The sequence below is a fragment of the Streptomyces sp. LZ34 genome (assembly GCF_053890475.1).
This window is the reverse complement of record NZ_CM132680.1, coordinates 4332699-4358462: the sequence shown is the minus strand read 5'-3', so window position 1 is coordinate 4358462 and position 25764 is coordinate 4332699. Positions and strand designations below refer to the sequence as shown.

The 25764-nt window shown below is 70.4% G+C and carries 21 protein-coding genes and 2 pseudogenes; 13 read left to right on the top strand and 10 right to left on the bottom strand.

Features of this window, described 5'->3' with window-relative positions; translation table 11 throughout:
* Nucleotides 1-380: 380 nt before the first annotated feature.
* Nucleotides 381-526: pseudogene (locus tag ACWY4P_RS17045) on the top strand (IS630 family transposase); the annotation flags it as partial.
* Nucleotides 527-593: 67 nt separating this feature from the next.
* Here ACWY4P_RS17045 and ACWY4P_RS17040 read toward each other — a convergent pair.
* Nucleotides 594-818: a hypothetical protein gene (locus ACWY4P_RS17040; protein ID WP_456211398.1), complete on the bottom strand. Its 225-nt coding sequence runs from the start codon at nt 816-818 to the stop codon at nt 594-596.
* Nucleotides 815-976: a hypothetical protein gene (locus ACWY4P_RS17035; protein ID WP_456211397.1), complete on the bottom strand. Its 162-nt coding sequence runs from the start codon at nt 974-976 to the stop codon at nt 815-817. Before ACWY4P_RS17035 ends, ACWY4P_RS17040 begins: the two co-directional genes overlap by 4 nt.
* A 163-nt stretch (nt 977-1139) precedes the next feature.
* On the opposite strand from ACWY4P_RS17035, the gene ACWY4P_RS17030 reads away from it, so the two are divergent.
* Nucleotides 1140-1976, top strand: a complete 837-nt coding sequence (locus ACWY4P_RS17030; protein ID WP_456211396.1) for a helix-turn-helix domain-containing protein — start codon at nt 1140-1142, stop codon at nt 1974-1976.
* Nucleotides 1960-2184: a DUF397 domain-containing protein gene (locus tag ACWY4P_RS17025; protein WP_456211395.1), complete on the top strand. Its 225-nt coding sequence runs from the start codon at nt 1960-1962 to the stop codon at nt 2182-2184. Before ACWY4P_RS17030 ends, ACWY4P_RS17025 begins: the two co-directional genes overlap by 17 nt.
* Before the next feature lie 31 nt (nt 2185-2215).
* Here ACWY4P_RS17025 and ACWY4P_RS17020 read toward each other — a convergent pair whose 3' ends face one another.
* Entirely contained in the window at nt 2216-4393 is a 2178-nt protein-coding gene (locus ACWY4P_RS17020; RefSeq protein ID WP_456211394.1) for a tetratricopeptide repeat protein, read from the bottom strand.
* 37 nt (nt 4394-4430) lie between these two features.
* On the opposite strand from ACWY4P_RS17020, the gene ACWY4P_RS17015 reads away from it, so the two are divergent.
* Complete coding sequence (locus ACWY4P_RS17015) at nt 4431-4721, top strand: hypothetical protein (protein ID WP_456211393.1); 291 nt, start codon at nt 4431-4433, stop codon at nt 4719-4721.
* 83 nt (nt 4722-4804) lie between these two features.
* Here ACWY4P_RS17015 and ACWY4P_RS17010 read toward each other — a convergent pair whose 3' ends face one another.
* A complete protein-coding gene (locus ACWY4P_RS17010; RefSeq protein ID WP_456211392.1) occupies nt 4805-6784 on the bottom strand; it encodes a heavy metal translocating P-type ATPase in 1980 nt (659 codons plus the stop codon).
* A gap of 106 nt (nt 6785-6890) precedes the next feature.
* Here ACWY4P_RS17010 and ACWY4P_RS17005 point away from each other — a divergent pair, with 106 nt between their 5' ends.
* Entirely contained in the window at nt 6891-7295 is a 405-nt protein-coding gene (locus ACWY4P_RS17005; RefSeq protein ID WP_456211391.1) for an ArsR/SmtB family transcription factor, read from the top strand.
* 64 nt (nt 7296-7359) lie between these two features.
* Nucleotides 7360-7926: a Uma2 family endonuclease gene (locus ACWY4P_RS17000; protein WP_456211390.1), complete on the top strand. Its 567-nt coding sequence runs from the start codon at nt 7360-7362 to the stop codon at nt 7924-7926.
* Between the two features lie 187 nt (nt 7927-8113).
* Here ACWY4P_RS17000 and ACWY4P_RS16995 read toward each other — a convergent pair whose 3' ends face one another.
* Nucleotides 8114-10087 carry a heparinase II/III domain-containing protein gene (locus ACWY4P_RS16995; RefSeq protein ID WP_456211389.1) on the bottom strand — a complete coding sequence of 658 codons (1974 nt, stop codon included), beginning with the start codon at nt 10085-10087 and terminating at the stop codon, nt 8114-8116.
* A gap of 119 nt (nt 10088-10206) precedes the next feature.
* On the opposite strand from ACWY4P_RS16995, the gene ACWY4P_RS16990 reads away from it, so the two are divergent.
* Nucleotides 10207-12252, top strand: a complete 2046-nt coding sequence (locus tag ACWY4P_RS16990) for a DUF2264 domain-containing protein (RefSeq protein WP_456211388.1) — start codon at nt 10207-10209, stop codon at nt 12250-12252.
* 97 nt (nt 12253-12349) lie between these two features.
* Here ACWY4P_RS16990 and ACWY4P_RS16985 read toward each other — a convergent pair whose 3' ends face one another.
* Nucleotides 12350-13408: a substrate-binding domain-containing protein gene (locus ACWY4P_RS16985; protein WP_456211387.1), complete on the bottom strand. Its 1059-nt coding sequence runs from the start codon at nt 13406-13408 to the stop codon at nt 12350-12352.
* Nucleotides 13409-13682: 274 nt separating this feature from the next.
* On the opposite strand from ACWY4P_RS16985, the gene ACWY4P_RS16980 reads away from it, so the two are divergent.
* The 6 genes and pseudogenes from ACWY4P_RS16980 to ACWY4P_RS16955 form a co-directional block, all read left to right on the top strand.
* Complete coding sequence (locus tag ACWY4P_RS16980; protein WP_456211386.1) at nt 13683-14702, top strand: hydroxyacid dehydrogenase; 1020 nt, start codon at nt 13683-13685, stop codon at nt 14700-14702.
* 65 nt (nt 14703-14767) lie between these two features.
* The gene (locus ACWY4P_RS16975) at nt 14768-16042 is read left to right on the top strand and encodes an ABC transporter substrate-binding protein (protein ID WP_456211385.1); all 1275 of its coding nucleotides are present in this window, start codon (nt 14768-14770) and stop codon (nt 16040-16042) included.
* A 41-nt stretch (nt 16043-16083) separates the two neighbouring features.
* Nucleotides 16084-17031: a carbohydrate ABC transporter permease gene (locus tag ACWY4P_RS16970; RefSeq protein ID WP_456211384.1), complete on the top strand. Its 948-nt coding sequence runs from the start codon at nt 16084-16086 to the stop codon at nt 17029-17031.
* On the top strand, nt 17028-17960 hold the full coding sequence (locus ACWY4P_RS16965) for a carbohydrate ABC transporter permease (protein ID WP_456211383.1): 933 nt from the start codon (nt 17028-17030) through the stop codon (nt 17958-17960). The genes ACWY4P_RS16970 and ACWY4P_RS16965 overlap by 4 nt, the downstream gene beginning before the upstream one ends.
* A 10-nt stretch (nt 17961-17970) precedes the next feature.
* Nucleotides 17971-18696: a DUF624 domain-containing protein gene (locus tag ACWY4P_RS16960; protein ID WP_456211382.1), complete on the top strand. Its 726-nt coding sequence runs from the start codon at nt 17971-17973 to the stop codon at nt 18694-18696.
* A gap of 109 nt (nt 18697-18805) precedes the next feature.
* Nucleotides 18806-19099: pseudogene (locus ACWY4P_RS16955) on the top strand (protein kinase domain-containing protein); the annotation flags it as partial.
* A gap of 355 nt (nt 19100-19454) precedes the next feature.
* Here ACWY4P_RS16955 and ACWY4P_RS16950 read toward each other — a convergent pair.
* Genes ACWY4P_RS16950 through ACWY4P_RS16935 form a run of 4 tightly spaced genes read right to left on the bottom strand, consistent with a single transcriptional unit; the run spans nt 19455 to nt 25747 of the window.
* Nucleotides 19455-22517: an alpha-mannosidase gene (locus ACWY4P_RS16950; RefSeq protein WP_456211381.1), complete on the bottom strand. Its 3063-nt coding sequence runs from the start codon at nt 22515-22517 to the stop codon at nt 19455-19457.
* A gap of 37 nt (nt 22518-22554) precedes the next feature.
* Nucleotides 22555-23451, bottom strand: a complete 897-nt coding sequence (locus ACWY4P_RS16945; RefSeq protein WP_456211380.1) for a carbohydrate ABC transporter permease — start codon at nt 23449-23451, stop codon at nt 22555-22557.
* Nucleotides 23451-24368: a carbohydrate ABC transporter permease gene (locus tag ACWY4P_RS16940; protein ID WP_456212948.1), complete on the bottom strand. Its 918-nt coding sequence runs from the start codon at nt 24366-24368 to the stop codon at nt 23451-23453. The genes ACWY4P_RS16945 and ACWY4P_RS16940 overlap by 1 nt, the downstream gene beginning before the upstream one ends.
* A gap of 5 nt (nt 24369-24373) precedes the next feature.
* Nucleotides 24374-25747, bottom strand: a complete 1374-nt coding sequence (locus tag ACWY4P_RS16935) for an extracellular solute-binding protein (RefSeq protein ID WP_456211379.1) — start codon at nt 25745-25747, stop codon at nt 24374-24376.
* Between the last annotated feature and the right edge of the window lie 17 nt (nt 25748-25764).

Sequence of the window (25764 nt, the reverse complement as noted above, 5' to 3'; positions counted from 1 at the left end):
TATCCTCAAGCCACGTGGCGAACAGGTGCCGCCAGTCATGCACCTGAGGCCACCACTCCATACGGCCGGTCTCACGGTTCTTGACCTTCCGAGCGATACCCGCAGCCTGGATGGCCGGCACCCAGACCCTCCTGAAGTTGTGGCGCGTCAAGGCGCGACCCTGCGGGCCACGGAACACCGGTCTTCCGGCACCAGGTTGTACGGGTCCTCGCCGATCGGCGTGACCGTCCTCGGCGGCCGCCACCGATCGACCATCGTGCGGACCGCGTCGGTCGCCTGCGGAGTGAGCGGCACCGTATGGAACCCGGCCACCGACTTGGGCGCATCCTCCAACGCCCGCCCCGCTGTCCCGGACTCAGGTAGGTGCGGCCGCAGTCGCACCCATTCATCGTCTGCACTTCACGCCCACCGCCCCATCGTGGCTGAACCTGGTGGAGCGATGGTTCGGCGAACTGACCAACAAGAGCTCCGCCGGGGTGTCCACCGCTCCGTCCAAGCCCTCGAACGCGACATCCGAACCTGGATCGTGGTCGTGGTCATGGTCGTGGTCGTAGGGAGTCATGTCAGCCGTGTCCGTCACGCGGCCCAGGGCTTCATGGGCGGGGTTTGGCTTCCGGAGGGAAGCGAAGGGTGGCAGCATCCGCCGTCCACTCGACGCCGCCCCGGGCGGGGCGCAGGAAGGCGACGCGGCTTCCCGTCATTTTGTGGTCGAAGAGCAGTTCCGTGGTGGCGTGAATCGCCTGGACCACCCCTGAGCGGCCGCTGATCGGGTCGTACGCCTCCTGGCCCAGGCCGGGGGCAGTCCTTCCGGTGTTCATGCGCGTCGCCCTCCCGACTGCCGAGGCATGTGGATGGCGTGGGTGGGGTGTCGGCGGCGCAGCACCTCGTAGTCGGTCGCCTTGCTGTAGTCCCCGGTTTGTTTGGCCTGCTCGCGCAGCGCGCGGTAGTGGCGGCAGGTGGGACATTGGTCGTTCATTCGGTCACCTGTTCGGTGTTGGCTACTTTGGGTGGATCTTTCTGACTTGGATGTGCCTTGCGGGCTTTAATGACTGTGTGTACTCCCAGCGTTGCGTTGTGGGGCGGCAAGCAACAGGGGTGGCGGCACACCAAGTCGGCCTGGGGTGAGGGAGGTTCATGTGATGAGCGAGACGAGCGAGGAGCGGCAGCCGGTCAGCGGGCTCGCGTATTTCGGTAGGGAAGTGCGGATCTGGCGGACTGGCGCGAAGATGAGCCAGCGAGAGCTGGGCTTGGAGGCCAACTACGGGCAGCAGTACGTGGCGAAGGTGGAGGCGGGGGAGAGACTGGCCAGTCAGGCGTTCGCCAAGGCTTGCGATCGGGTCTTCGGTACGCAGGGCATGTTCGCGCGGCTCCGAGAGCAAGCCAGCCAGCACGGTTATCCGGCGTGGTTCGTGCCGTACGTGCAGTTGGAGCGGCAGGCGACGGGAATCCTGGACTACTCGGCCACTCTCATCATGGGCTTGCTTCAGACGACCGACTACGCGCGGGCCGTCTTCCAGGCTGCGCACCCCCGGGAGCGCGCGGACAAGGTCGACGCGATGGTGGACCGGCGGCTGAAGCGGCGTGAGGTGTTGCAGCGCGACGCTCCGCCGCTGCTGTGGTGTGTCATCGACGAGTCGTGCTTGAGGCGCAAGGTGGGTGGGCCCCAAGTGTTTCGGGCGCAGTTGGCCCACCTGATCCAGGACTCGGAATCACCGCACGTCACCATCCAGGTTCTGCCCTACGCGTCGGGAGCGCCTGCCCGGCATATGGCGTTCACTCTGCTGAGGTTCGATGATGACCCGGACCTTCTCTACGTGGAGAACCCCGTATCCGGGTCGGTGATCGACTCACAGGCCGTGGTTGAGGACAGCGTCGCAGCCTATGATCGGCTCCGCGCTGACGCCCTCTCCCCGGAGGCGTCGATTGCCCTGATTCGCAAGGTGATGGAGGAACTAGCGGATGAGCAGCATCCCTGACCTGTCCCGCGCCACATGGGTCAAGTCCAGCTACAGCGGGGGTAACGAAGGCCAGTGCGTGGAGTTCGCGCCTGGCATATCCGCGACCGCCGGTGTCGTCCCTGTCCGGGACAGCAAGAACCCGGCAGGTCCAGCTCTTGTCTTCTCAACCGACGCGTGGGGCTTGTTCACGGCCGCCGTGCGATCCGGAGAATTTGCCACGGTCTGAGGCACAGCACTTCGCGGCCCCGTCACGCTGCTCAGCCCGAGGTGTCGTCATCGCTGTCGTCCGCGAGACGGCGTCGCAGGATGGCGAGGTTGTTCAGGTGGAGGGCAGTGTCTGGGTGGTCGGGGCCGTGGGTTGTTTCGGTGATGGCCAGTGCCCGCTCTGCCAGTGGTAGGGCGTCGGTATGGCGGCCGAGGTCGCTGAACGTGCGGGCGAGGTTGCCCAGGCTGAGGGCTGTGTCGGGGTGGTTGGGTCCGAGGGCTGCTTCGGTGATGTTAAGTGCCCGTTCCTCCAGTGGTAGGGCGTCGGTGTGGCGTCCGAGGCTGCTGAGTGTGGTGGCGAGGTTGCCGAGGCGTGTGGCGGTTCTGGGGTGGTTGGGTCCGAGGGCTGCTTCGGTGATGTTCAGCGCCCGCTCTGCCAGTGGTAGGGCGTCGGTGTGGCGGCCCAGGTCGCTGAGTGTGGTGGCGAGGTTGCCCAGGCTGAGGGCTGTGTCGGGGTGGTTGGGTCCGAGGGCTGCTTCGGTGATGTTCAGTGCCCGTTCCTTTAGTGGTAGGGCGTCGGTGTGGCGGCCCAGGTCGCTGAGTGTGGTGGCGAGGTTGTTCAGGCGGATGGCTGTGTCGGGGTGGTTGGGTCCGAGGGCTGCTTCGGTGATGTTCAGCGCCCGCTCTGCCAGTGGTAGGGCGTCGGTGTGGCGGCCCAGGTCGCTGAGTGTGGTGGCGAGGTTGTTCAGGCGGATGGCTGTGTCGGGGTGGTTGGGTCCGAGGGCTGCTTCGGTGATGTTCAGCGCCCGCTCTGCCAGTGGTAGGGCTTGTGCGGCCTGGCCCCGCGCCTGCAGGTGGAGAGCCGACTGTCCCAGCACAAAGGCGAGATCAGGATGGCTGTCGACGACCTCATCATGGCTGACCACGGCTTGGATGTGGGGCAGGAGCATCTGCCACGCAGGCCAGGTTTGGACACCCTCGGGGCTGTCGGACGGGATCGCCTCGCTTAGCAGCGCCAGGGTGGTGGAGCTGGGATGTGGCAGTGCGGGTGGTCTGCGGTCGGGCAGGAGGCGACGGATACCCCGGAGAGGGGGTGTTGGGGCAGCGGGGGGTGTGGTGGTGCGTACAAGGGTTTGGACGAGGCGGTGGACGGTGACGGTGGTCTCGGTGAGGGTGATCATGCTGTAGGCGGCCAGCACGCCCAGGGCGTGATCGACGGCGCGCCGAGTCTCCAGCGCCGTATCCAGCACGGCACGCGGGAGTGGGTCCGGGGCGCAGTACGCGAGGATGCGCAGCAGGTGCACCGCGTGCGGGTCGGCGGTCTGCACAGCGCTTAGCGTGACGCTCCACAGCTGGGCGATGGTGCGCTGCTGGGGGTCTCCCGGGGTGGCGGCCGCCAGGACCCCGTCCGGGTCCTGCTGGAGCTGGGCGAGGTAGTCACCGGGGCTGGTGCGGGTCTGGGCCAGATACGCGCCGGCCTGCTGCAAGGCCAGCGGCAGGTAACCGAGCTCCTCGGCCAGACTGGCCAGCCCCGCCGTATCCCTGCTGCCGGTGATCTGCCGCAGGACATCCACCGCCGCCTCGGGGGTGAGGGTATCGAGGCGAAGCGGCGTACCCAGGTCACGCCAGGGCAGGTCACGGCGGGTGGTGATCACCACCTGTCCGGTGGTCAGGCGCCCCAGATACGGGTCGAGGTCGGCGGGGTCCTCTGCGTTGTCCAGGACCAGCAGCCACCCGGTGCGGCCTTGTAGCCAGACCACCGCCCACTGCGCCGCGTCCTCCAGCGGCAGCCCCGCGTGCACGGGGTTCAGTGCTGTAGCGAGTGCGGCCAGCCCGGCCATCACCTTGGACGCCGACTCGGCGTCCATCCACCACACCGGCCCGCCGCCCGCCGCCAGGAACCGTCGGGCGTGATGCAGCACCAGCGTGCTCTTGCCGACCCCGCCCAGCCCCCGCACGCTCTGCGCCACCACCCCCGTCCCGGCCGCCGGTAACGCCTCCAGTACCGCAAGGGCCTCGTCCCGGCCCCGGAACACCGCACTGTCCAGCGCGGGCAGGTTGTTCACCCGCGCCACCGCGTCATCCGATACCGCCGCGCCCATACCGCCCGCAGGCAGAACCACCGTCCGGTGCTCGATGTGGTTGTGATCACCGGTCGCGAGCACCCCGGAATTGCTCCCCGCCGCAGCCGAGCGGCCCCCGGCTGCGGACGGCACGCTCTCCTCGCTCACCGCTGAACCGTGCCCCCGTCACCCGTCACCCGCCACGATGACACCCGAGTTCTCCACCACGGCCACCGACCGCTCCCCGGACGCCGTAGGCCCTCCCGAACCCGCCCCGGGCGACGGCGGCACGGGCGGCGACGGAGCCCGGGACCCGGTCAGCGACGACACCCAGGCCACCAGCACCCCAGCCACAACAGCCCCCGCCCCCGCACCCGTCCCGATACGTTCAGGCCGATCCCAGGGCAACACCAACTCGCCCAGCCACACGAACAACCCGAACACCACCAGCGACGCCACCCCCGCCAGCAGCCACCGCATCCACGCGCTCACCTGACGCCCCCTCACGCCGTAGAGACCTTCCATAGTGGCACGCAACAGCGTGTGGGGGCGGCCTCGCGGCGTGCGTTGCGCGGCGGCTTACTCGCAGTCTCCTCCCCGCGCGCGGCGCCACGCGCCATCAGCCAGCAACCGCAGACCGTTGAGGCCGACAATCACCGTGGAGCCCTCGTGGCCCGCGACGCCGAGCGGCAGGGGCAGGGTCCCAGCCAGATCCCACACCACCAGGCCGGTGATGAAAGTCCCGGCGATGACCAGGTTCTGCATCACAAGCCGCCGGGCGCGGCGGGAGAGCGCGACCACAGTGGGGATGGTGGCCAGTTCGTCGCGTACGACCACCGCGTCGGCGGTCTCCAGGGCGAGGTCGGAGCCTGCGCGGCCCATGGCGATGCCGGTGTGGGCGGCGGCCAGGGCGGGGGCGTCGTTGACGCCGTCGCCGACGACCAGGACCGTTCGTCCGGCGGCCGTCAACTCCCGTACCGCGGCCACCTTGTCCTGCGGCAGCAGTCCTGCCCGTACGTCCGCGATGCCGACTTCGTCGGCCAGACGCGCGGCGGCGCGCGGGTTGTCGCCGGTCAGCAGGACCGGCGCCGTACCGCTGAGCGCGGCGAGGGCGGTGACCGTGGCGGTGGCCTCGTCGCGGAGGCGGTCGGCGATGCCCAGTGCGCCGACCGGGGCGTTGTCCACCATTACCAGGACGGCGGTACGGCCCTCGCTCTCCAGCCGTTCGGCGAGCGCTGCGGCGGGGTGGTCGTCGTGGCCATCCAGGAGCCGGGCCGGGCTGCCGACCGCGATCGTCTTGCCGTCGACCCGAGCGGTCACACCCGTGCCGGGCGTGGAGTTGAAGTCCTCGACCGGCGGGATCTGCAGGTCACGGTCACGCGCGGCGTCCACGATGGCACGGGCCAGGGGGTGTTCGCTGGGGTGCTCGGCCGCCGCCGCGATCCGTAGCAGCTCGTCTTCGGTGAGGCCGGAGGCGGGCAGCGGGCGGATGTCCGTCACTTTCGGGGTGCCCTCGGTGAGCGTGCCGGTCTTGTCCAGGGCCACGGCGTCGACCTGGCCGAGGCGTTCCATCACCACCGCGGACTTGACCAGTACGCCGTGGCGCCCGGCGTTGGCGATGGCGGACAGCAACGGGGGCATGGTGGCCAGCACCACCGCGCAGGGCGATGCGACGATCATGAAGGTCATGGCCCGCAGCAACGTCGGCTGCAGGGCGGCGCCGAAGGCGAGAGGGAGCGCGAACAGTGCGAGGGTGGCGGCGACCATGCCGAGGCTGTAGCGCTGTTCGACCTTCTCGATGAACAGCTGGGTGGGGGCCTTGGTCTCGGCCGCTTCCTCGACCATGGCCACGATGCGGGCGATCACCGAGTCCGACGGGTCGCGTTCGACCTTCACCCGCAGCGCGCCGGTGCCGTTGAGGGTGCCGGCGAACACCTCGTCGCCGGTCTCTTTGGCCACCGGCAGCGGCTCGCCGGTGATGGTGGCCTGGTCGACGTCGCTCGCTCCGTCCAGCACCCGGCCATCGGCGCCGATGCGCTCCCCGGGCCGCACCAAAACCGTGTCGCCCACGCGCAGCCGCTCGGTGGGCACCGTTTCCTCCCCGCCGTCGTCGGCGAGGCGCGTGGCGGTGGCGGGGGCGAGGTCGAGCAGGCCGCGTACGGAGTCGGCGGTGCGGGCGGTGGCGATCGCCTCCAGCGCGCCGGAGGTGGCGAAGATGACGATGAGCAGCGCGCCGTCCAGCACCTGCCCGATGGCCGCCGCGCCGAGTGCGGCGACGACCATGAGCAGGTCCACGTCGAGCGTCTTGTCCTTGAGTGCCTGAAGGCCCGCCCAGCCGGGCTCCCAGCCGCCGGTGGCGTACACCAGCGCGAACAGCGGACCCCATGCCCACCCCGGCGCCCCCAGCAGATACAGCGGCAGCCCGACCAGGAACAGCGCCAGCGCGGCGGCCGCCCAGCGGGCCTCGGGCAGGACGAAGATCCGCGTGCGACGCCTGGGCGCCGCCTCGTCGCGGGCGGCGCCGGCGGCGGGGGCCGGGCGGGTGAGGGTGGACGACATCGTGGCAGTGGTCCTTCAGGGGCGGGAGGAGTCGCATCCGACGCCCCACCGTAACAGGAATATATGAACAAGAATTCATGTATTCATGGCGCCGTACGATGGCCGCATGGGTCATGGAGCCGCATCCCCCACCAGCGCCGTCCCCCGTGCGCGCCTGGACGCGGCCGGTGCCGCCAGGGTCGCCACGACCTTGCAGGCCCTGGCCACCCCCTCCCGGCTGCTGATCCTCGCCCGGCTGCGCGAGGGCCCCCTCGCGGCCACCGAGCTGGCCGCCGAGGTCGGCATGGAGCAGTCGGCCTGCTCCCACCAGCTCCGCCTGCTGCGCAACCTCGGCCTGGTGACCGGCACCCGCAAGGGGCGCTCCGTGGTGTACGCCCTCTACGACAACCATGTCGCCGAACTCCTCGACCAGGCGCTCTACCACGTCGAGCACCTCCGTCTCGGCCTGAGCGACGACCCGGCCGTCACCGTGGAGCCCGAGGGCGACACGGTGGCCGGCTCGAACGCCTGACCCGGCCGGGGCTTTGAACAGGTGGGGGCGGCCTGATGGGTACGGCTTGCTCAGGAGGTGAGGCGTGACCGGCGAGATGGTCACTCCGGCGTGGACGCACAAGCAGATCACGCCCGATCAGTACGACTCCTGGTCCGAGGAACAGTGCGCGGGCGTCGAGATCGTGGACGGGATAGTCGTCGTAGGCCCCAGCGCGTCCAAGCGGCACAACCGCCTGGCTCGTATCCTCGCGAACGCCCTGGATGCCGCCGCCAGGCCTGACTGGAACGCCGATACGGACTTCGACGTCCGGTTGCAGGACGTACCGCTCACCAATCGCCGCCCGGACGTGGTCGTGTACCGCGCCGAGACGATCGACATCACGCCCACCCGCCCCGAGCATGTGCTGCTCGTCGCCGAGGTCGTGTCCCCGGGGTCGGAGACCACCGACCGGATCGTAAAGGTGGACCAGTACGCCAAGGCCGGGATCGCCTTCTACTGGCGGATCGAGCAGGCAGCCACCGGGGTCCCGCTGGTGTACACCTACGTTCTCGACCCGGCGGCCCGGGTCTATCGGGACGGCGACGTGTTCACCGGCGTGGTGAAGGTCGCGGCCCCGTTCCCGGTGGAGATCGACCTCGGCCGGATCTGATCGTTGGTGCCCGCCTCGTGCTTCTGGCGGTCAGGTCAACATCAAGGCGATGGCATCGCCCGCCCTGGCCGCGGTGCACTCGGAGAGTCCGGGGATGGAGCCGGAAGCGCCCCGGTCGTTCAGGCTGGACCCGAACGGGAGCCGTGTGGCCGCTGCACAACGTCGACGCCCCGGACCGGCCCCGGTCTCACCGTGACTGCTCCATCCGGACGGTGAACGGCTCCCCGGCGGAGGGGGCCGCGACGGTCAGGGTGAGCCTGGTCAGGTGGTCTCCCCACGACTCGCGCAGCAACGGGTCGTCGAGGTCGCGGTGTTCGAGCCGCGCGGTGGCGCGCTCCGGATCCCAGGTGATCGACAGCGAGTGCCCGTCGGCGGTGACCTGTGCGCGTCCCTCGGCCAGTTCGACGTCTCCTGCCAGGACGTGCCGGAGCAACACTGGGGCAGCGGTGTTTGGCGTCCAGTGGTCCTCGATCAGGACGTGTGCCGGGGAGTCCGCCGTGGCGCGTATCAGTCGCGAGGAGCGGCGCCAGGTGTGCAGCAGACCCGCCGGGTACGCGGCGGCGAGGTCGGCGTGCAGGGCGGTAGCGGCGGGGGTGAGGTCGACGCGTACGTCGTCCGCGCGGTGGGTGGGGCCCGGTTGCTGGGCGGCGCCGGGGTCGGGGACGTTGTGCCAGGCGCTCTGGAGGGGCCATGCCCGGTAGCGGTCGGGGCCGAAGCTCGCGGCGGTGTAGGTCGGTTGGCCGATGTCGACGACCAAGGGGCGGCCGTTCAGGGCGACCCAGTAGGAGCCCACGTCGAGGTGGTTGTGCCGCTCGCCGTTGTGGCCAGCCTTTGCCGCCAGCGTCAGGCCCGCGGCCGTGCCCGGTGTCTCCCGGGCGACGAGCACCTGGACCCGGGGCAGCCAGGTCTCCCGTGCCGCCCAGGGGGCGAGGCCTTCGGCGGCAGTGGCGGTCAGTGCGTGGCGCCATTGGGGGGCGCAGAGTCCGGCCAGGGCTCGGCCGAGGCCCGCCCGGGGGCGTACGGTCGGTCCTCCGCGTGCGCATGCCAGTGCGTGGGCGCGTACGTCGGGGTCGGACAGCCGTTCGCCCCATTGGAAGAGCAGGTGCCAGGGCTGGTCGGGCCACAGGCGGGCGGGGGCGTCGCCGGCGTTGACGTACCAGTCGCCGGCGAGGTGCATACGGTGCGGGAACTTGCTGAGCGGACCGAATACGGGCAGGTCGCGGGCGTCGAGCGGGGGGCCGCCGGCGTCGGCGAGCAGGTCGAGAGCTTCCAGGAGCCGGCCGGCCCCCTGCCACCAGTACGCGACGCCCTCGTCGATCCCGCCGTCGTCGGGGAGCACCGCGAGGTAGTGGTCCAGGCCCTCGACGACGAGCCGCACGAGCCGCGCCCGCCGTTCCTCGTCTTCGGTCAGCAGGAGGGCCGCGGCGAGCACCGCCCCATGGATCCAGGGGTTCCAGTTGTGGGCGTCCCCGTCGAGGCCGATCCAGTGCCAGTCCCGCGTGCGCTCGAACGGCGTCAGCACCCGCAGGTCCACCTCGCGCCGGAGCCGTCTGCGCAGCCCGGGGATCCGGGTGTCCAGATGCGGGCCCAGTACGTGGTCGGCCCAGGCCAGCAAAGACGCCACCTCGGCGGCGCCCAGGTCGAGGAACGGCTCGTCCGGGCCCGGCAGCACCTCGCCGCGGGCCTTGGCGAAGCGGTCGTGCGGTGCCCAGCACCATGTGCTGGTCTCCGCCAGGGACATCAGGGCGTCGGCCGCGGCGTCGAGGTACGGCGCGGCCCCGGGCGGGGCGTCGGCCGGGGCCACTTCGCCGGTGAGCGTGGCGGCGAGCACGAACAGCGTCGCGCGCTCGCGCAGTCGCCGGGCGGAGTCCTCGTACGCGGTCCGCACCCCGTCGCGGAACGTCCGCGCCCAGTCGGACGCGGTCAGGACCGGTGCGGTCCTGCGGAGTTCGGCAGCGGCCTCGTCCAGTAGCCCCTCGCGCGTGGCGGCGTCCACCGCCTCCCACACGGAGCGCGCGGTGACCTCGGGGACGGGCAGTCGTGCGGGGGCGCCGCGCAGGAGTTCGACCAGCGGATCGGGGCCGGAACCGGGGTTCAGGGCCGGGCCCAGCCGGCTCTGGAGGGAGCGGTACGCAGGGGAAACCGGCTCTACCAGGCCCATGATCTCTCCTGATCGATTCTGTTCGGATTCGTTGATTGATCCTTGACTCGGAACTATGCCACGGGATGAGGTGGCAGCCACCATCACCCACCACCCACCACCAACTTCCGGAGGAAGCAGTGTCGCCTGACGAGGACCGGGACCTCGCCCCGTACACCGGTTGGACCAGGGCGCACTGGACCGCGCTCGCCGACCGGATGCTCGCCGCCGCCCAGCCGTACGCCTCCCCGGCGGGGGCCCGGATCGACCTGCCGGGTCCGGCGAGCGTAAACGGCGCGACCTCCGACGGCCTGGAGGGCTTCGCCCGCACCTTCCTGATCGCCGGCTTCCGCGTCGCGGGGGAGCGGGGCGCGGACCCCGGCGGCCTGCTGGAGCGGTACGCGCGCGGCCTGGCGGCGGGCACCGACCCGCACTCACCCGAGGCCTGGCCCCGCCCCGACCGACTCGGCCAGTCCAAGGTCGAGGCCGCCTCCATCGCCCTGGTGCTGCAACTGACCAAGCCCTGGCTGTGGGACCGGCTCGACGACGGGGTGCGCGAGCGGGTCACCGACTGGCTGGGGACCGTCGTCGGGCAGCCCTACCCGCCCATCAACTGGGTCTGGTTCAGGATCGTCGTCGAGTCGTTCCTGCGGGAGGCGGGCGGACCGTGGTCGGCCGGCGACATCGAGGAGGACCTGGCCGTGCACGCCTCGCTGCGCCGGCCGGGCGGCTGGCTCAGCGACGGGCAGGAACGGGCCTTCGACCACTACACGGGCTGGGCACTGCACCTGTACCCGCTGCTGTGGACCCACCTGTTCGACGTCACCGGCACCCTGTGCCCGCCGGCCCTCCGGGAGACCTGGGCCGCGGACCTCGCACGCTACCTCGACGACGCGGTGCGCCTGGTCGGCGCGGACGGCTCCCCGCTGCTCCAGGGCCGCAGTCTCATCTACCGCTTCGCCGCCGCGGCGCCCTTCTGGGTCGGCGCGATCACCGGGGCGGGCGGGCAGCCGCCCGGACTGGTGCGCCGGGTGACCGGCGGCATCGTCCGGCACTTCACCGACCGGGGAGCGCCCGGCCGGGACGGACTGCTCAACCTCGGCTGGCACGCCGCCTGGCCGGCGATGCGGCAGTCCTACTCCGGACCCGGCTCGCCGTACTGGGCGGCCAAGGGCATGCTCGGCCTGATGCTGCCCGAGGACCACCCCGTGTGGACGGATCCGGAACTCCCGCTGCCGGTGGAGACCGGAGACGTCGCACGGGTGGTCGCGGCCCCCGGCTGGCTGGTCTCCGCGCGGCGCCGCGACGGCATCGCGGTGGTGCTCAACCACGGCACCGACCACGCGCGTCCCGGCGACACCAGCGCGGACTCGCCACTGTACGCACGGCTCGGCTACTCCACCGCCACCGTGCCTCCGCTGACCGCCGCGTCGGCGGCTGACCCGGTCGACAACGCGGTCGTGCTGCTCGACGACGCCGGCCGGGCCAGCCACCGCACCGGGTTCGAGACCTTGTTCGCCCGAGAGCTGCCCGGCGGTGTGCTCGCCGCCGCCTCCCGGGGGCCGGTGCGCTGGGTCGACACCGGCGCCGACGACTCGCCCGACCACGGCTCCGGCCGGACCGGGCCGACGACACCCGGGCCCGTGGTCACCGTGGCCTCGGTGCTGCGCGCGGGGGTTGAGGTCCGGCTCGTCAGGGTGGACGCCCCGGCTCCGGCCCCAGCGCTGAGCTGGGACGGTGTGCGGATGGGCGGCTGGCCGGTCGCGGCCGACACTCCGCCCGAGACCCGGGTGGGCACCGGCCCCGGGGGCACCGGCCCTGCGAGCACCGGCCCCGCAGGCGCGGGGCCGTACGCCGAAGCGGCCACCGCGTCCCTGCGTTCGTCGCTGCGCGGCCTGCGGGGCCTGCGCCGCGGCGGAGTCGCCACCGGGAAGGACGACAGCCCGCTCGGCGCCCGGACCGCGACGCCGTGGCTGGCCACGGACGGCGTGCCGTACGGCGAGGTGCTCGCGGCCGCGGTGACCCTCGACGGTGGCGGTCAAGGCGACCAGGGCGCCCCGGATCCCGCCGTCTCCGTCCACCCGGGTCCCGACGGCGGCCACCGGGCCCGGCTGACCTGGCCGGACGGCTTCACCACCGAAGTCGATCTGCCTGCGGTGCCCTTGGTGCCCCCGGCGGCTCCCTGACCAGCTCGGTCGGCTTCGACCTGTCGGTACGTCACCCTGGCGGTACGTCACCGGCGGGTCGGCCGCGCTGCCTCCGGCGCCGGCCCGCGCCGCGCCGTCACAGGGCCTGGGCCCGCCTGACCGAGGAGTCGCGGAGGATCAGCTCCGGCAGGATGAGGACGCGCTGTGCCGGGCGGCGCTTGCCCTCCATGAGCCTGGACACCATCATCTCGACCGCGACCCGGCCGACCCGGGCCTTGGGCGGGCGGACGGCCGTCATCGCCGGCTCCGCGATATGGGCCACCTCGTCGTCGTAGCTGACCAGAGCCATGTCGTCCGGGATGGCGACCCCCTGCTCGGCGAGGTACTGGGCGATCGACATCGCGTCGGGGTCGCTGTGCACGATCAGCGCGGTGATCCGGGATCCGCGGCACCGGTCGAGGATGCCCTCGATGATCTGCCGGTGGCCCGGCTCGTCGAGGGCCACGCTTTCGCGGACCACGAACTCGCTGGGCAGGTCGAGTTCCGCGCAGGCCTTCAGCCAGCCCTGGGTGAGGTGGGCCGAGTGCGGGCTGCCCTTGGACAGCACCAGACCGATCCGGCGGTGGCCGTGCTCGTGGAGGTGGCGTACGGCCAGTTCCAGGCCGAGCGCGTGGTCGCTGCGCACCCATTCCAGCTGGCGCGGGGTCGGCGTCCACGACGAGGTCTGCCGCTCCACCAGGATGGTCGGCACCGGCAGATTGCCGATCCAGTCGATCATCTCCTCGACGCCCTTGCCCTCGAGGTTGGGCGCCAGCAGCAGCCCCTGCACCTGCTTGGCCTCGATCAGCCGGCTGATCTGGCGGCGGTCCTCGGCCTGGTCATAGCTCGACCCGCGCAGCTGGAGCTGGACGCCGAGCCCGGCGGCGGCCGCGCGTGCGCCGCTGACGATCGACGGCCAGTAGAAGTCCAGGGAGGGTACGACCATGCCGATCGTGAAGGGCGTCGACGTGGGGCGGGGCCGCCGGGCGGGGGCCGGGTCGAGGTCGGTCGGCAGGGTGGCACCGCCGTGCACCTTGGTGAGCAGACCGCGGGCGGCCAGGGCCGTGATGTCGCGCCGTACGGTCAGTTCGCTGACGTCGAGCATTCGGGCGAGGTCACGGACCCGCACGGTGCCGTGCCGGCGCAACTCGTCCATCAGTCGTTCCCTGCGCTGAAGGGCGAAAGGTCGGTCTGCGCTCATCGGGCCCCTTCGGTCAATGACCTGTTCGAGTCTGAACGATTTGCTTCGGTTGTGTTCGATCTATGGCGGATCTGTGCTGCTGACCACTATCCCTGTTCCAACGTGTTCGGCAAGTTCCGATGTGTTCGACGCAACTTCGACACAACACGGTATTTAGCGAGACATACGACTTCGCGTCAGATGGCAACGGTGCCGGTCCAGACCGGCCGAGGGAAGGACTCGACGCCCGATGCAGACGAAGCCCACAGCGCTGGTCGTCATGAGCAGGCAGAGCTTCGACGCGCACTTCGACTCCGCCCGGCTCGCGCGCCTGGCGGACCTGGTGACCCTGGGCGACCCGGTCTGGACCGACGACCTCGACCATCCGGCGGTGCGGGCGCGCCTGGCGGGTGTGGAGGTCATGCTCACGTCCTGGGGCGCGCCCACGCTGACGCCGGAGCGGGTCGCCGCGGCCCCCGAGCTGCGGGCGGTGCTGCACTGCGCCGGCAGTGTGCGGGGCCTGGTGGGCGAGGAGGTGTGGCGCCGTGGGATCCGGGTGACCAGCGGCGCGGACTCCAACGCGATTCCCGTCGCGGAGTACACCCTGGCGGCCATCATCTTCGCCGGCAAGAAGGCCCCGTTCCTCGCCGCCGACGAGGAACGCGCCTATCAGGGCTGGGGCACGGTGACGGGGTACGGCGACCTGTCGAACTTCGGCCGGACCGTGGGGGTCGTCGGGTTCTCGCGGATCGGCCGCAAGGTGGTCGACCTGCTCAAGGTCCTCGGGGACACCACCTGCCTGGTCGCGGACCCCTACGCGGACGCGGAGGAGGTGAAGCGGGCGGGCGCCACCCTGGTCCCGCTGGAGGAACTGCTTCCGCGCGTCGACGTGCTGTCCCTGCACGCTCCCGCACTGCGGGAGACCCGCCACCTGATCGGCGCCGACCAGCTCAGTCGGCTCCCCGATCACGCGACGGTGATCAACACGGCGCGCGGCAGCCTCATCGACTCCGAGGCGCTCGCCGCGGAGTGCGCCTCCGGACGCCTCTTCGCCATCCTCGACGTCACCGACCCCGAGCCCCTGCCCGTCGACTCGCCACTGAGACACCAGGCCAGCGTGATGATCACCCCGCATATCGCGGGCTCGCTCGGCACGGAGATCGGGCGCCTCACCGACCACGCCATGGACGAGCTGGCTCGGTGGATCGCGCGCCAGCCCCTGCAATCCGAGATCACCGCGGAGGCGCTGGCGCTCGGCCTGAGTGCCTGAGCACCCGAGCCCCGCACCCCGCAACGCACCCCCCGCAACACAGCCCTCATCAAGGAGCCGCTTCCGTGATACGCACCCGCAAAGGTCCCGTCAGAAGCCTGACCGCGGCCGTCGCGCTGTCCCTGTTCGCCGTCGGCTGCGGCGGCAGCGGCGGCAGTGGCAAGACCGCCGACGGCAAGACCATCGTCAAGGTCGCGGTGTGGGACTACGAGAAGACCCCCGAGTTCAAGGCGCTGATCGACGGCTTCGAGGCCGAGAACTCGGACATCGACGTGCAGCCGGTCGACATCCTCTCCGCCGACTACTCCAACAAGATCACCACCATGCTCTCCGGGGGTGACAACACCGATGTGCTGACCATGAAGAACGTCACCGACTACGCCCGCTACGGCACGCGCGGCCAGCTCCAGTCGCTCACCACCGACGTCAACAAGCTGAACAAGGCCAAGTACTCCGGCCTCGACGCCTTCGACCTCAAGGGCGAGTACTACGCCCTGCCGTACCGGCAGGACTTCTGGGTGCTCTTCTACAACAAGGACCTCCTCAAGAAGAGCGGCGCGGACCTGTCCAAGCTCACCTGGTCCGACTACGCCGAGCTGGCCAAGAAGCTCACCACCGGTTCGGGCTCGTCCAAGGTCTATGGCACCTACCACCAGACGTGGCGCTCGGTGGTGCAGGCGATCGCCGCCGCGCAGACCGGCGGGGACCAGCTGAGCGGCGACTACGGATTCTTCAAGAAGCAGTACGAGACGGCCTTGGACCTGCAGAAGGCCGGAGCCGTGATGCCGTTCGCCACGGCCAAGACCCAGCAGACCACCTATGACGCGATGTTCTCCACCCGTAAGACCGCGATGGTGCCCATGGGCACCTGGCTCGCGGCCCGTCTGCTGCAGCTGACGGCCGACGGCAAGAACGACGTCGACTGGGGCATGGCACCGCTGCCGCAGACCAGTGCGAACGGTAAGACGGTCACCTTCGGCTCCCCGACCGCGTTCGCCGTGAACAAGAAGGCCAGGAACTCCGAGGCGGCCAAGAAGTTCGTGCGGTGGGCCTCCGGCCCGAAGGGGGCGGCCGCGATCGCCAAGGTCGGCGTCGTGCCGTCCTACACGGATGACGCGGTCATGAAGAACTTCTTCGGCGTCAAGGGCATGCCGAGCGACGACCTGTCCAAGAAGGCCATGAGCCCGGACACCGTCGCGCTGGAGATGCCGGTCAGCCCCAAGTCCTCCGACATCGACCAGATCCTCAAAGAGGAGCACGAGCTGGTGATGTCCGGCGAGAAGTCCATCGACAAGGGCATCGAGGAGATGGAATCCCGCGTGAAGTCCGAAGTCGAATGAGCGAGATCTCCGGCGCCACGGCTGCGGCCACAGCTGCAGCCGTGGCTACGACTACGGCCCTCGACAAGACCTCCGGCGCTGGGGGCCCCGGCAAGACCTCCAACACCGCGGCCCTCAAGCGGCGACGCCGGCGCAACGCGCTGGTGGGCTGGAGCTTCATCCTGCCGAACCTGCTGGGCTTCGCCGCCCTGACCCTGGTCCCGGTGGTCGCCACGCTGCTGTTGTCGTTCACCGACTGGAACTCGTACAACACCCCCCAGTGGATCGGGTTCGACAACTTCCGCCGGATGTGGGACAACGACAACTTCTGGACGGCCCTGACCAACACCTCCTGGTACGCGGCCGGGCACATCCCGCTCACCATGGCGGCCTCCCTCGGCCTGGCGGTGCTGCTCAACCAGAAGCTGCGCGGTGTCGCCTTCTTCCGCACGGCCTTCTTCTTCCCCTACATCACCTCGCTGGTCGCGGTGGCCGTGGTGTGGAACATGCTGTTCAGCCCGGACGCCGGGCCGGTGAACCAGCTGCTGAAGGCCGTGGGGATCGCACACCCGCCAGGGTGGACCACCGACACAGACTGGGCGCTGCCCGCGGTGATCATCACCAGTGTGTGGCGGGACATGGGCTACTACATGGTGCTGTATCTGGCCGGGCTCCAGGCCATCCCGGCGGAGCTGTACGAGGCGGCCAGGGTGGACGGCGCCGGGGCGTGGAAGCGGTTCTGGCATGTCACGGTGCCGTCGCTGCGGCCGACGACCTTCTTCGTCCTGGTCATGCTGACGGTCTCCAGCTTCAAGGTCTTCGACCTGGTGCAGGTCATGACCGAGGGCGGCCCCGGCCGCTCCACGCTGGTGCTGTCCCAGCTCATCTTCAGGGAGGGCATCACCCAGGGCCGGTTCGGCTACTCCTCGGCCATCTCCCTGGTGTTGTTCGTCATCGTCCTGATCATCACCGTGACCCAGTTCCGATTCCAGCGGAGGAACGAGCGATGAAGACGACCGTGCTGCCGAAGGACAGCTTGACGGCCGAGTCGTCGCGTTCGAGTGACCGCGGCATCGCTCCCGCCGGGCCCCGCCGCCGGGGCCCGGCGGGGCCGGGCGGTCCGGGGCGGATCATCGGCCGGGCCCTGCTGTACGTGGTGCTGACGGTGCTGTCGGCCGCGGTCCTGGTGCCGTTCATATGGATGCTGGTGTCCTCGCTCAAGGCGGACTCCGAGGTCTTCACGGCCCCGATCCAATGGATCCCGAAGTCCTTCCGCTGGGAGAACTTCTCCGACATCTGGACCGAGATCCCACTGTGGACCTATCTGGGGAACTCGCTGTTCCTCAGCGTCGTCATCACCGCACTACAGGTGCTGACCGGGAGCTTCGCGGCCTACGGCTTCGCCAAGGTCCGCTTCCCCGGGCGCGACGCCGTCTTCATGGCCTACATCGCCACCATCGCGGTGCCGTGGCAGGCGTACATGGTGCCGCAGTACATCATCATGCAGAAGCTGGGCCTGGTGAACACTCATCTGTCGCTGATCCTGCTCCAGGCGTTCGGCGCGTTCGGCGTCTTCCTGATGCGCCAGTACTACCTGACCATCCCGGACGAGGTCAGCGAGGCCGCGCGGCTGGACGGGCTGACCGAGTACGGCATCTGGGCGCGGATCGTACTGCCGCTGTCGAGGCCCGCGCTGGCCAGCCTCGCCCTGCTGACCTTCGTCAACACCTGGAACGACTACATGGGTCCGTTCATCTACCTGACGGACAACAACCTGTGGACGGTGCAGCTCGGCCTGCGGTCGTTCGTGGGCATGTACAGCTCCGAGTACGCGATGATCATGACCGGCTCGGTGCTGTCCGTACTGCCGATCCTGGTGGTCTTCCTGCTCGGCCAGCGGTACTTCGTCCAGGGCATCGCCACGAGCGGGATGAAGTGAGGTGGCGGGGATGAGCACACCGGTGAGTGGCCGCCGGATCCGGCTGAACGTCGGCCACGACTCGTGGGACCTCATCTGGTCCCATGTCCACCGGGTCCTGGTGGTCAACCTCGGAGTGGCGGTGACCAACCTGCCGCTGCTGCTGGCCCTGGCCGCCGAGCACCGGCCCTGGCGGTACCCGGTCTTCTTCGGCCTGCTGTCGCTCGGGGCCGGCCCCTCCCTCGCCGCGGTGTTCGCCTACCTCCGGCGCACCGCCGAGGACGAGCGGGCGCCGGTGGCCGACCTGTTCCGCGGCTACCGGCGCCTGTTCACCCGGGCGTTCCTCGGCTGGTCCCCCTTCGTCCTGCTGGTCGCCGTGGCGGCCGCCGACCTGGCCGCCCTTTGGGGATCTGCCCTCGGGTCGGCCCTGGCACCCCTGCTGACCGTGGTGATCCTCCTCGCCCTCAGCTCCGGAGTCGTTGCCATGGCCGGCCTGGCCCAAGACCCGGCCGGAAACCCGACCGTCTCCCGGCACACCCTGCTGGCGGCCTGCTACGCCTCGGTGCGCCGCTGGCCGCTCACGCTGCTGAACCTCGGTCTGCTGGGCGTCTCCCTGGCACTCGTCAACCAGGCCCCGCTGCTGGGTCTTGCCGTGGTGCCCGGCTGCGCGCTGTTCGTCGTATGGCGCGACTGCGGCGCCATGCTGGAGTCGGTGCGGGGCGGGGGTCACTTCGCTCCGGCGGAGGAACACACCTGAGATCCCCTAGCCTGACTCGCCAGCGGATACGCCGCCGCAGCCAGACCGATGCGCGGCGTGGCAGCGGTCTTACGGGGACGGGTGGTCTCTTGGCGGCGGTGACGGGGCTCAGGCTTTCCGCGACCGCTTCCGCCGCGAGATCGAAGCGGCGCGGCAAGTCGGCGGTTTCTGGACCGCTCCGGTGGTCGACGCCGACCCCGACGCCGCCACGCCCTGGGTCGCCAGCCAGTACATCCCCGCCCCCGACCTCGGCGCGCTCGTCGCCCGCGACGGCCCGCTGTCGGAGGCGGCGGTGCGCGGCTTGGGCGCAGGACTGGCGGAGGCGCTGCAGTCCATCCACCAGGCGGGCCTGGTCCACCGGGACATGAAGCCGTCGAACGTCCTGGTCACGGACGACGGCCCACTGGCGGATCTGTCCGCCGTCCCGGCGCCGCTGCGGCCGGTGCTGGCCGCCTGCCTGGACAAGCGGCCGGAGCGGCGGCCGGAGCCGCGCGAGGTGCTGGACCTGCTGGCCCCACAGTCCGCCGACGGCAGCGTGGTCACCCGACCGCTCACCGTGGTCGACGAGAACGCGGCCCCGCCACCCCGCTCGGCGGACGAAACCCGGACCCGGACCGGGCCGAGGGCCCCGGCGCGCCCACCGCGCCCGGCCGCCCCGGCACCAGCCCCGCAGGCAGTGGACACGCCCCACGAGGCGACACGCCCCGCGGGAGCGGAACCGGAACAGTCGGCCCGACGGCCCGTCGCCGCGCGTACCGTCACCACACTGGCGCCGCCGGGCGGAGGCGGAGGGTGAGGATCTGGAAGGGGCGCAGCGTCAGCCGGACAGTGCCGTCGGTGACCTGGTGGCTCGCCGGGTCGTCGAGGGGGCGTTCCAGGAGGTCGGTGACGAGGGCGGAAGCGAGCGGGAACCCCGGGGTGAGGGTGGCGCGGGCACGGACGCCATGGGCCTCGTAGAGGCGGACGACGACGTCGCCGCTGCGGTCGTCGGCGAGCTTCACGGCCTCCACGACCACCCCCTCCTGGTCGACCGAGATCAGGGGGGCTACGGGCGCGCTCCCCGGCAGGACGCGTTCGGGCAGGTTGAGGTGGTAGCCCTCGCGGATGGCGTCGGGGACGTCCGCCCCGATCACCAGGGCGTAGCGCAACCGGTGGGTGCCCTGGTCGGCGTCCGGGTCGGGGAAGCGCGAGGCGCGCAGCAGGGAGAGGCGGACCGTGGTGGTGGTGCCGCCGTCGGGGCGGGTGTCGCGGGTGACGTCGTGGCCGTAGGTGGAGTCGTTGACCAGCGCCGCACCCCAGTCGCGTTCGCCGACGTGCAGGAACCGGTGGGCGCAGATCTCGAACTTCGCCGCGTCCCAGCTCGTGTTGGTGTGGGTGGGACGCTCGACGTGCCCGAAGGGGATCTCGGCGGTCGAGTGCGCCGCGCGTACGTCCAGGGGGAAGGCCGACTTGAGGAGCTTCTCCTTCTCGTGCCAGTCGACGGTGGTGTCGATCACGAGCCGCCGGGAGCCGGCGGGCAGGGTCAGGGTCTGCTCGATCCGTGAGGCGCCGAAGACGCGTATTACGCGCACGCCGCCGTCGGTCGCCGTGACCGACTCGGCTTCGACGAGGTCGCGGACGGTGTTGCGGTAGAAGATGTCGATGTCCCAGGCGTCCCACTGGTTGGGGAAGTCCTGGTGCAGCTGGAGCAGGTTGGCCCGCGCGCCGGGGGGCAGCGCCTCGCGGTCGGCGGTCAGGTCGTACGCGGAGGTGATCAGGCCCTCGGCGTCGACGGTCACCCGGATCAGGCCGTTGTCCAGGACGAAGCCGTCGTCGTTCGCGACCGGCCGCACCGGGGAATCGGTGGTGGCGCGTGGTGCGGCGCCGAACGCCGGGATGCCGCCGCGGGCATGGGGCGCGGCGTTGAACACGACGGTGCCCTCGCCGGGTCCGGCCAGCGCCCGCTGGGCGTCGTCGATGATCTGCTCCAGCTCGCGGGCGACGGCCGCGTAGGTCTCCTCGGCCTCCCGGTGCACCCAGGCGATCGACGTGCCCGGCAGGATGTCGTGGAACTGGTGCAGCAGCACCGTCTTCCACACCCGGTCCAGCGCCTCGTACGGGTAGGGGTGCCCGCGCCGCACGGTGGCGGTGGCCGCCCACAGCTCGGCTTCACGCAGCAGGTGTTCGCTGCGCCGGTTGCCCTGTTTGGTGGCGAGCTGGCTGGTCAGGGTGCCACGGTGGAACTCCAGGTACAGCTCGCCCGACCACACGGGGGCGCCGCCGTTCTCCTCGAACTCGGCGTGCGCGCGGGTGAAGAAGTCGGCCGGCTTCTCGATGGCGATCCGGGCCGAGCCCTCCAGGTCCTTCAGCCGTGCGGCGCGGGCCAGCATCTCGCGGGTGGGGCCGCCGCCGCCGTCGCCGTAGCCGAAGGGGATCAGGGAGCTGTTGGCGGCGGCCTTGTCCTGGAAGTTCCGTACGGTGTGCGCGATCTCGGCGCCGGACAGTTCGCCGTTGTAGCTGTCGACGGGCGGGAAGTGGCTGAAGATCCGGGTGCCGTCGATGCCCTCCCACCAGAAGGTGTGGTGGGGGAACTTGTTGGTGGTGTTCCAGGAGATCTTCTGGGTGAGGAACCAGCGGACGCCGGCCAGCTTCATCAGCTGCGGCAGGGCGGCGTTGTAGCCGAAGGTGTCCGGCAGCCACATCTCCTCGGTCTCGACACCGAACTCCTCGAGGTAGAAGCGCTTGCCGTGGACGAACTGGCGGGCCAGCGCCTCGCCGCCGGTGATGTTCGTGTCGGGCTCCACCCAGAGGCTGCCCGTGGGCAGGAACTGGCCGGTCCTCGCCTTCTCCTGGGCGCGGGCGTACACCTCAGGCCGGTGTTCCTTGAGCCAGGCGAGCTGCTGCGCCTGGGACATCACGAATTTGAACTCGGGGTGGTCGTCCATGAGCTGGGTGACGTTGGAGACGGTGCGGGCGACCTTGCGCACGGTCTCGCGCAGCGGCCACAGCCAGGCCGTGTCGATATGCGCGTGCCCGACCGCGGAGACGCGGTGCGCGCTGGCGCTCGCGGGCGCCGCGAGGGCCGGGGCGAGGGCCGCGCGGGCCGCGGCGGCGCTGCCGCCGACGTCCTGCAGGTCGACCGCGTCCAGGGCGCGCTCGACCGCCCGCAGGATCTGCCAGCGGTGCGGGGAGTCGGGGGACAGCTCGTGCATGAGCTGTCCGAGTACTTCCAGGTCCTGGACGAGCTCGTGGACCTCACGGTCGAAGACGGCGAGGTCGAGGCGGCGCAGCCGGTACAGGGGCGCGCCCGGGTCGGCGGCCGGATCGCCCAGCCAGGGCGCGCGTCCGCCGACCGAGGTGGGGCCGAAGGAGACGGAGTCGGGGCCGGTGTGCATGACGACCGGGTTGGCCGCGGCCTCGATGTACGCCACGAACTCCTCGCCGCCGGTGGCCGATCCGGTCACGGGGAGCCAGGTGTTGCGCGGGTTGAGCGCCTTCACCGCGGTTCCGTCGGCGCGGTAGACCAGGCCCTCGGCGGAGAACCCGGCGGAATGGGTGGCGAAGCCCAGGTCCAGTACGGCCTCCACGGGCAGCCCGGCCCACTCGGCCGGGACGGTGCCGCTGACCCTGAACCAGCTGGTCGACCAGGCCGGGCCCCAGTGGTCGCCGACCCGGGCGGAGCGGTAGGGGGCGGTGAGGCCGTCGCGGACCGGCACGGGTTCGCCGGGCACGTCCCAGACCTCGACCCGAAGGGGGACCGCCCGGGCGTGGACGGCCGGCCGTATGCGTTCGTTCAGCACCCGGTCCAGTCGTTGCTCGGTGACTTCGCGGTCGTTGTGCATGGGATGTTTCTCCGTTGTGGCCGTGGGAGGTGGGGGATCAGCCCTTGAGGGCGCCGCCGAGCGCGAAGCCGCCTCCCAGCTTGCGGGACAGCAGGAGGTAGAGCATCACGACGGGCAGGGAGTAGATGATCGAGAACGCCGACAGCTGCCCGTACTGGGTCTGGTCATGGGCGCTGAGGAAGGTGAACACGCTGACGGACGCGGGAAGTTTCTCCGGGGACAGCAGCAGGATGAAGGGGACGAAGAAGTTCCCCCACATGCCGATGAAGGTGAAGATGGTGACCACGACGACACCGGGCTTCATCAGCGGCAGGACGACCCGCCACAGCACCTGCAGGGTGTTCGCGCCGTCGATCCGGGCGGCCTCCTCGAGCACGATGGGCACGCCGTCCATGAAGCTCTTCATCAGCCAGATCCCGAACGGCAGCGAGGACGCGGCCAGGAACAGCGTCGTGCCGGGCATCGAGTCGATGAGGTTGACCTGCACGAACATGCTGTAGACGGGGATCATCACGGCGGTGATGGGCAGGCCCGTGGAGAACAGGATCGTGTAGAGGAAGGGGCGGCGCAGCCGGGAGCGGTAGCGCGACAGTGGGTAGGCGCACAGGATCGACGCCACCACGGTGACCGCGGTCGCGAAGCCGCACAGCAGCAGGCTGTTGAGCATCGGCCGGTAGGTGGTGTCGACGTTGAGGATCGCGTCGAAGTTGTCGAGGGTGAACGCCGACGGCCACGTCAGCCGGAAGCTGTTGGTGTCGCTGACGGAGGCGAGCAGCATCCACAGCAGCGGCAGGACGTACATCACGGACACCGTCAGCAGGACGGCGTTGACCGCGAGGCGGCCGAGCGGGGAGCGGCGCCGTCGCGAGGGCGCCGGAGCGGCGGTCTTACCGGGTCGGGCGGAGGTGGCGGGCGGTGAGGCGACAACGGCCATCAGTCGTCCTCCAGTTTGAGCAGCGCGATGTACACGGCGGAGAACAGGGCACCGACCACCAGCAGCACCAGGGCGATGGCGGTGCCGTAACCGATGAGGCTGTTCTGGAACGCCTGCTGGTACATGAAGATGGGCAGGGTCTCGCTCTTGTTGCCGGGACCGCCGCGGGTCATGGTGTAGATCAGCCCGAAGACGGAGAGGGTCTGCAGCGTGATCAGCATCAGGTTGGTCATGATCGACCGCCTGATGACGGGCAGGGTGACCCGCCACAGCCGCTGCCAGGGGCCCGCGCCGTCCATCTCGGCCGCCTCCAGGAGTTCCCGCGGTACGTCGTTGAGGGCGGCTGAGAAGACCATCATCGAGAAGGCGGTGCCCCGCCAGACGTTGGCCAGGCAGACGGCCAGAATCGGCATCGTGTACAGCCAGTTCTGCTGCGGCAGATGCAGGGCGTCGAGGATCGAGTTGAGTGAGCCCTGGTTGTAGAAGAAGGCGTACATCAGGTAGCCGGCGACCACCTCGGGCAGCACCCAGGCGGCGATGACGACCCCGTTGACGATCGCCCGGACCGGTTTGGTGGCCTTTTCCATCAGGACGGCCAGGGCCAGCCCCAGGGTGTTCTGGCCGATCACGGCGGAGCCGATCACGAAGACGAAGGTCAGCCAGACCGCGTTCAGGAAGTCGGCGTCGCCGAAGGCCCGGGTGAAGTTGTCCAGGCCCACGAAGTGCGTGCCGGACGCGCCCGTCAGCTGCATGTCGGTGAACGCGTAGTACACGCAGTAGGCGATCGGGCCGGCCAGGAAGACGGCCAGCAGGACCACCGCCGGCAGGGTGGGCAGGCCGCGCAGCAGGGAGCGCACGGGGGCGGGCACCCCGGAGGGCCGGCGGTGGTCGCCGGCCTTCCGGGGGGCGGTGGTCATCGTGGTCACGAGGCGCCCTTGACAGTCTTGTCCTTGCCCACGGCGGCGGCCACGTCGCTGTCGAAGGTGTCGGCCGCCTTGGCGACCGACGCCTGGCCGGTGGTCACCGACTCCATGGCCTTCTGGATCGCGGTCGACACCTGGTTGTAGGCGGGCAGACCGGGCCGGTAGTGGGTCGAGGACACCAGCTCGGTGAAGAACTTGTTCGTCGGGACCGCGTTCAGGTACGTCGGGTCGGTCGCGACGTCCGTGCGCGTCGCGATGGTGGCGTTGAGCGCGTTCCACTTCGCGGAGTTGGTCTTCGTCTGGATGGACGTCAGGAACTTCCACGCCAGGTCGGGGTTGTCGGCCTTGGCCGGGATCGACCAGGCCCAGCCGCCTGACATCGATGTCTTGCCAGGCGCCTGGCCGTTCTGGGTGGGCATGGCCGCGGTGCCCATCACCGACTGCCAGTCCTTCCACGGCTTGGCGCTGGAGGAGCCCCAGTTGTTGGGCATCCAGGAGCCGTCGATGTCCATCGCGAGCTTGCCCTGGGGCAGCAGCTCGGTGCCGACGGTGGTGCCGAAGTTGGCGCCGAGGGCCTGGTCCTTGGCGGGGCCGAGCCCCTCTCCGTAGACGGTGTGGACGAAGTCCAGTGCGTCCTTGAAGCCCTTGCTGCCCACGACCCACTTCTTCTGGCCGGCGTCGTAGAGGGACTTGTCACCGGCCTTGGTGCCGTACAGCAGCATCTCCAGGCCCTGCATGGAGGACGCCTCGCCGCCGGCCGTGCCGGTGTAGAGGTTCAGCGGCGTGACGCCGGGCAGCTTCGCCTTGATCTTCCGGGCGGCGCTCAGCACGTCGGCCCAGGTCTTCGGCTGCCACGGGACGGAGATCCCGGCCTTCGCGAAGAGCTGCTTGTTGTACCAGATCCCGCGGGTGTCGGTGTTGTCCGGGACGCCGTAGACCTTGCTGTCGGAGGCGCCGGTCACCGCGCCCTTGGCCGCCTTCGCGTACTTCGACCAGTCGGCCCACTTCGCGGTGTAGGCGTCAAGCGGCTTGAGGTAGCCGCCCGCGATGTCGGAGTTGATGAGGGCGGTGTCCTCGTAGACCAGGTCGGGGGCGGTCGAGGGGGACCGCATCATGAGCTGGATCTTGGTGTAGTAGTCGTTCTCGGAGGCGGTGACCGGGACGAGGGTCACCTTGGTGCCCGGGTTGGCCTTGGTGAACTGCTTCACCATCGAGGCGAGGAAGTTCGCCTGGAGCTTGTTCGTGCTGTCCAGGTTCTGCCAGTAGACGACCTTGATCGACTTGGCGGAACTCCCTGAGCCCGAACTGCAGCCTGTGGCGACCAGGGCGGTGGCGGCGGTGAGGGCCGCGGCGGCGATGAGTTTCGAACGCACAGTGGTTCCTCCGGAAC

Excerpts from the sequence above, each read along its gene's own strand:
- ACWY4P_RS17040 (WP_456211398.1), bottom strand. The coding sequence starts at position 818 with ATGAACACCGGAAGGACTGCCCCCGGCCTGGGCCAGGAGGCGTACGAC.
- ACWY4P_RS17035 (WP_456211397.1), bottom strand. The coding sequence starts at position 976 with ATGAACGACCAATGTCCCACCTGCCGCCACTACCGCGCGCTGCGCGAG.
- ACWY4P_RS17030 (WP_456211396.1), top strand. The coding sequence starts at position 1,140 with ATGAGCGAGACGAGCGAGGAGCGGCAGCCGGTCAGCGGGCTCGCGTAT.
- ACWY4P_RS17025 (WP_456211395.1), top strand. The coding sequence starts at position 1,960 with ATGAGCAGCATCCCTGACCTGTCCCGCGCCACATGGGTCAAGTCCAGC.
- ACWY4P_RS17015 (WP_456211393.1), top strand. The coding sequence starts at position 4,431 with ATGACACCCGAGTTCTCCACCACGGCCACCGACCGCTCCCCGGACGCC.
- ACWY4P_RS17010 (WP_456211392.1), bottom strand. The coding sequence starts at position 6,784 with ATGTCGTCCACCCTCACCCGCCCGGCCCCCGCCGCCGGCGCCGCCCGC.
- ACWY4P_RS17005 (WP_456211391.1), top strand. The coding sequence starts at position 6,891 with ATGGGTCATGGAGCCGCATCCCCCACCAGCGCCGTCCCCCGTGCGCGC.
- ACWY4P_RS16995 (WP_456211389.1), bottom strand. The coding sequence starts at position 10,087 with ATGGGCCTGGTAGAGCCGGTTTCCCCTGCGTACCGCTCCCTCCAGAGC.
- ACWY4P_RS16985 (WP_456211387.1), bottom strand. The coding sequence starts at position 13,408 with ATGGACGAGTTGCGCCGGCACGGCACCGTGCGGGTCCGTGACCTCGCC.
- ACWY4P_RS16980 (WP_456211386.1), top strand. The coding sequence starts at position 13,683 with ATGCAGACGAAGCCCACAGCGCTGGTCGTCATGAGCAGGCAGAGCTTC.
- ACWY4P_RS16965 (WP_456211383.1), top strand. The coding sequence starts at position 17,028 with ATGAAGACGACCGTGCTGCCGAAGGACAGCTTGACGGCCGAGTCGTCG.
- ACWY4P_RS16960 (WP_456211382.1), top strand. The coding sequence starts at position 17,971 with ATGAGCACACCGGTGAGTGGCCGCCGGATCCGGCTGAACGTCGGCCAC.
- ACWY4P_RS16950 (WP_456211381.1), bottom strand. The coding sequence starts at position 22,517 with ATGCACAACGACCGCGAAGTCACCGAGCAACGACTGGACCGGGTGCTG.
- ACWY4P_RS16945 (WP_456211380.1), bottom strand. The coding sequence starts at position 23,451 with ATGGCCGTTGTCGCCTCACCGCCCGCCACCTCCGCCCGACCCGGTAAG.
- ACWY4P_RS16940 (WP_456212948.1), bottom strand. The coding sequence starts at position 24,368 with ATGACCACCGCCCCCCGGAAGGCCGGCGACCACCGCCGGCCCTCCGGG.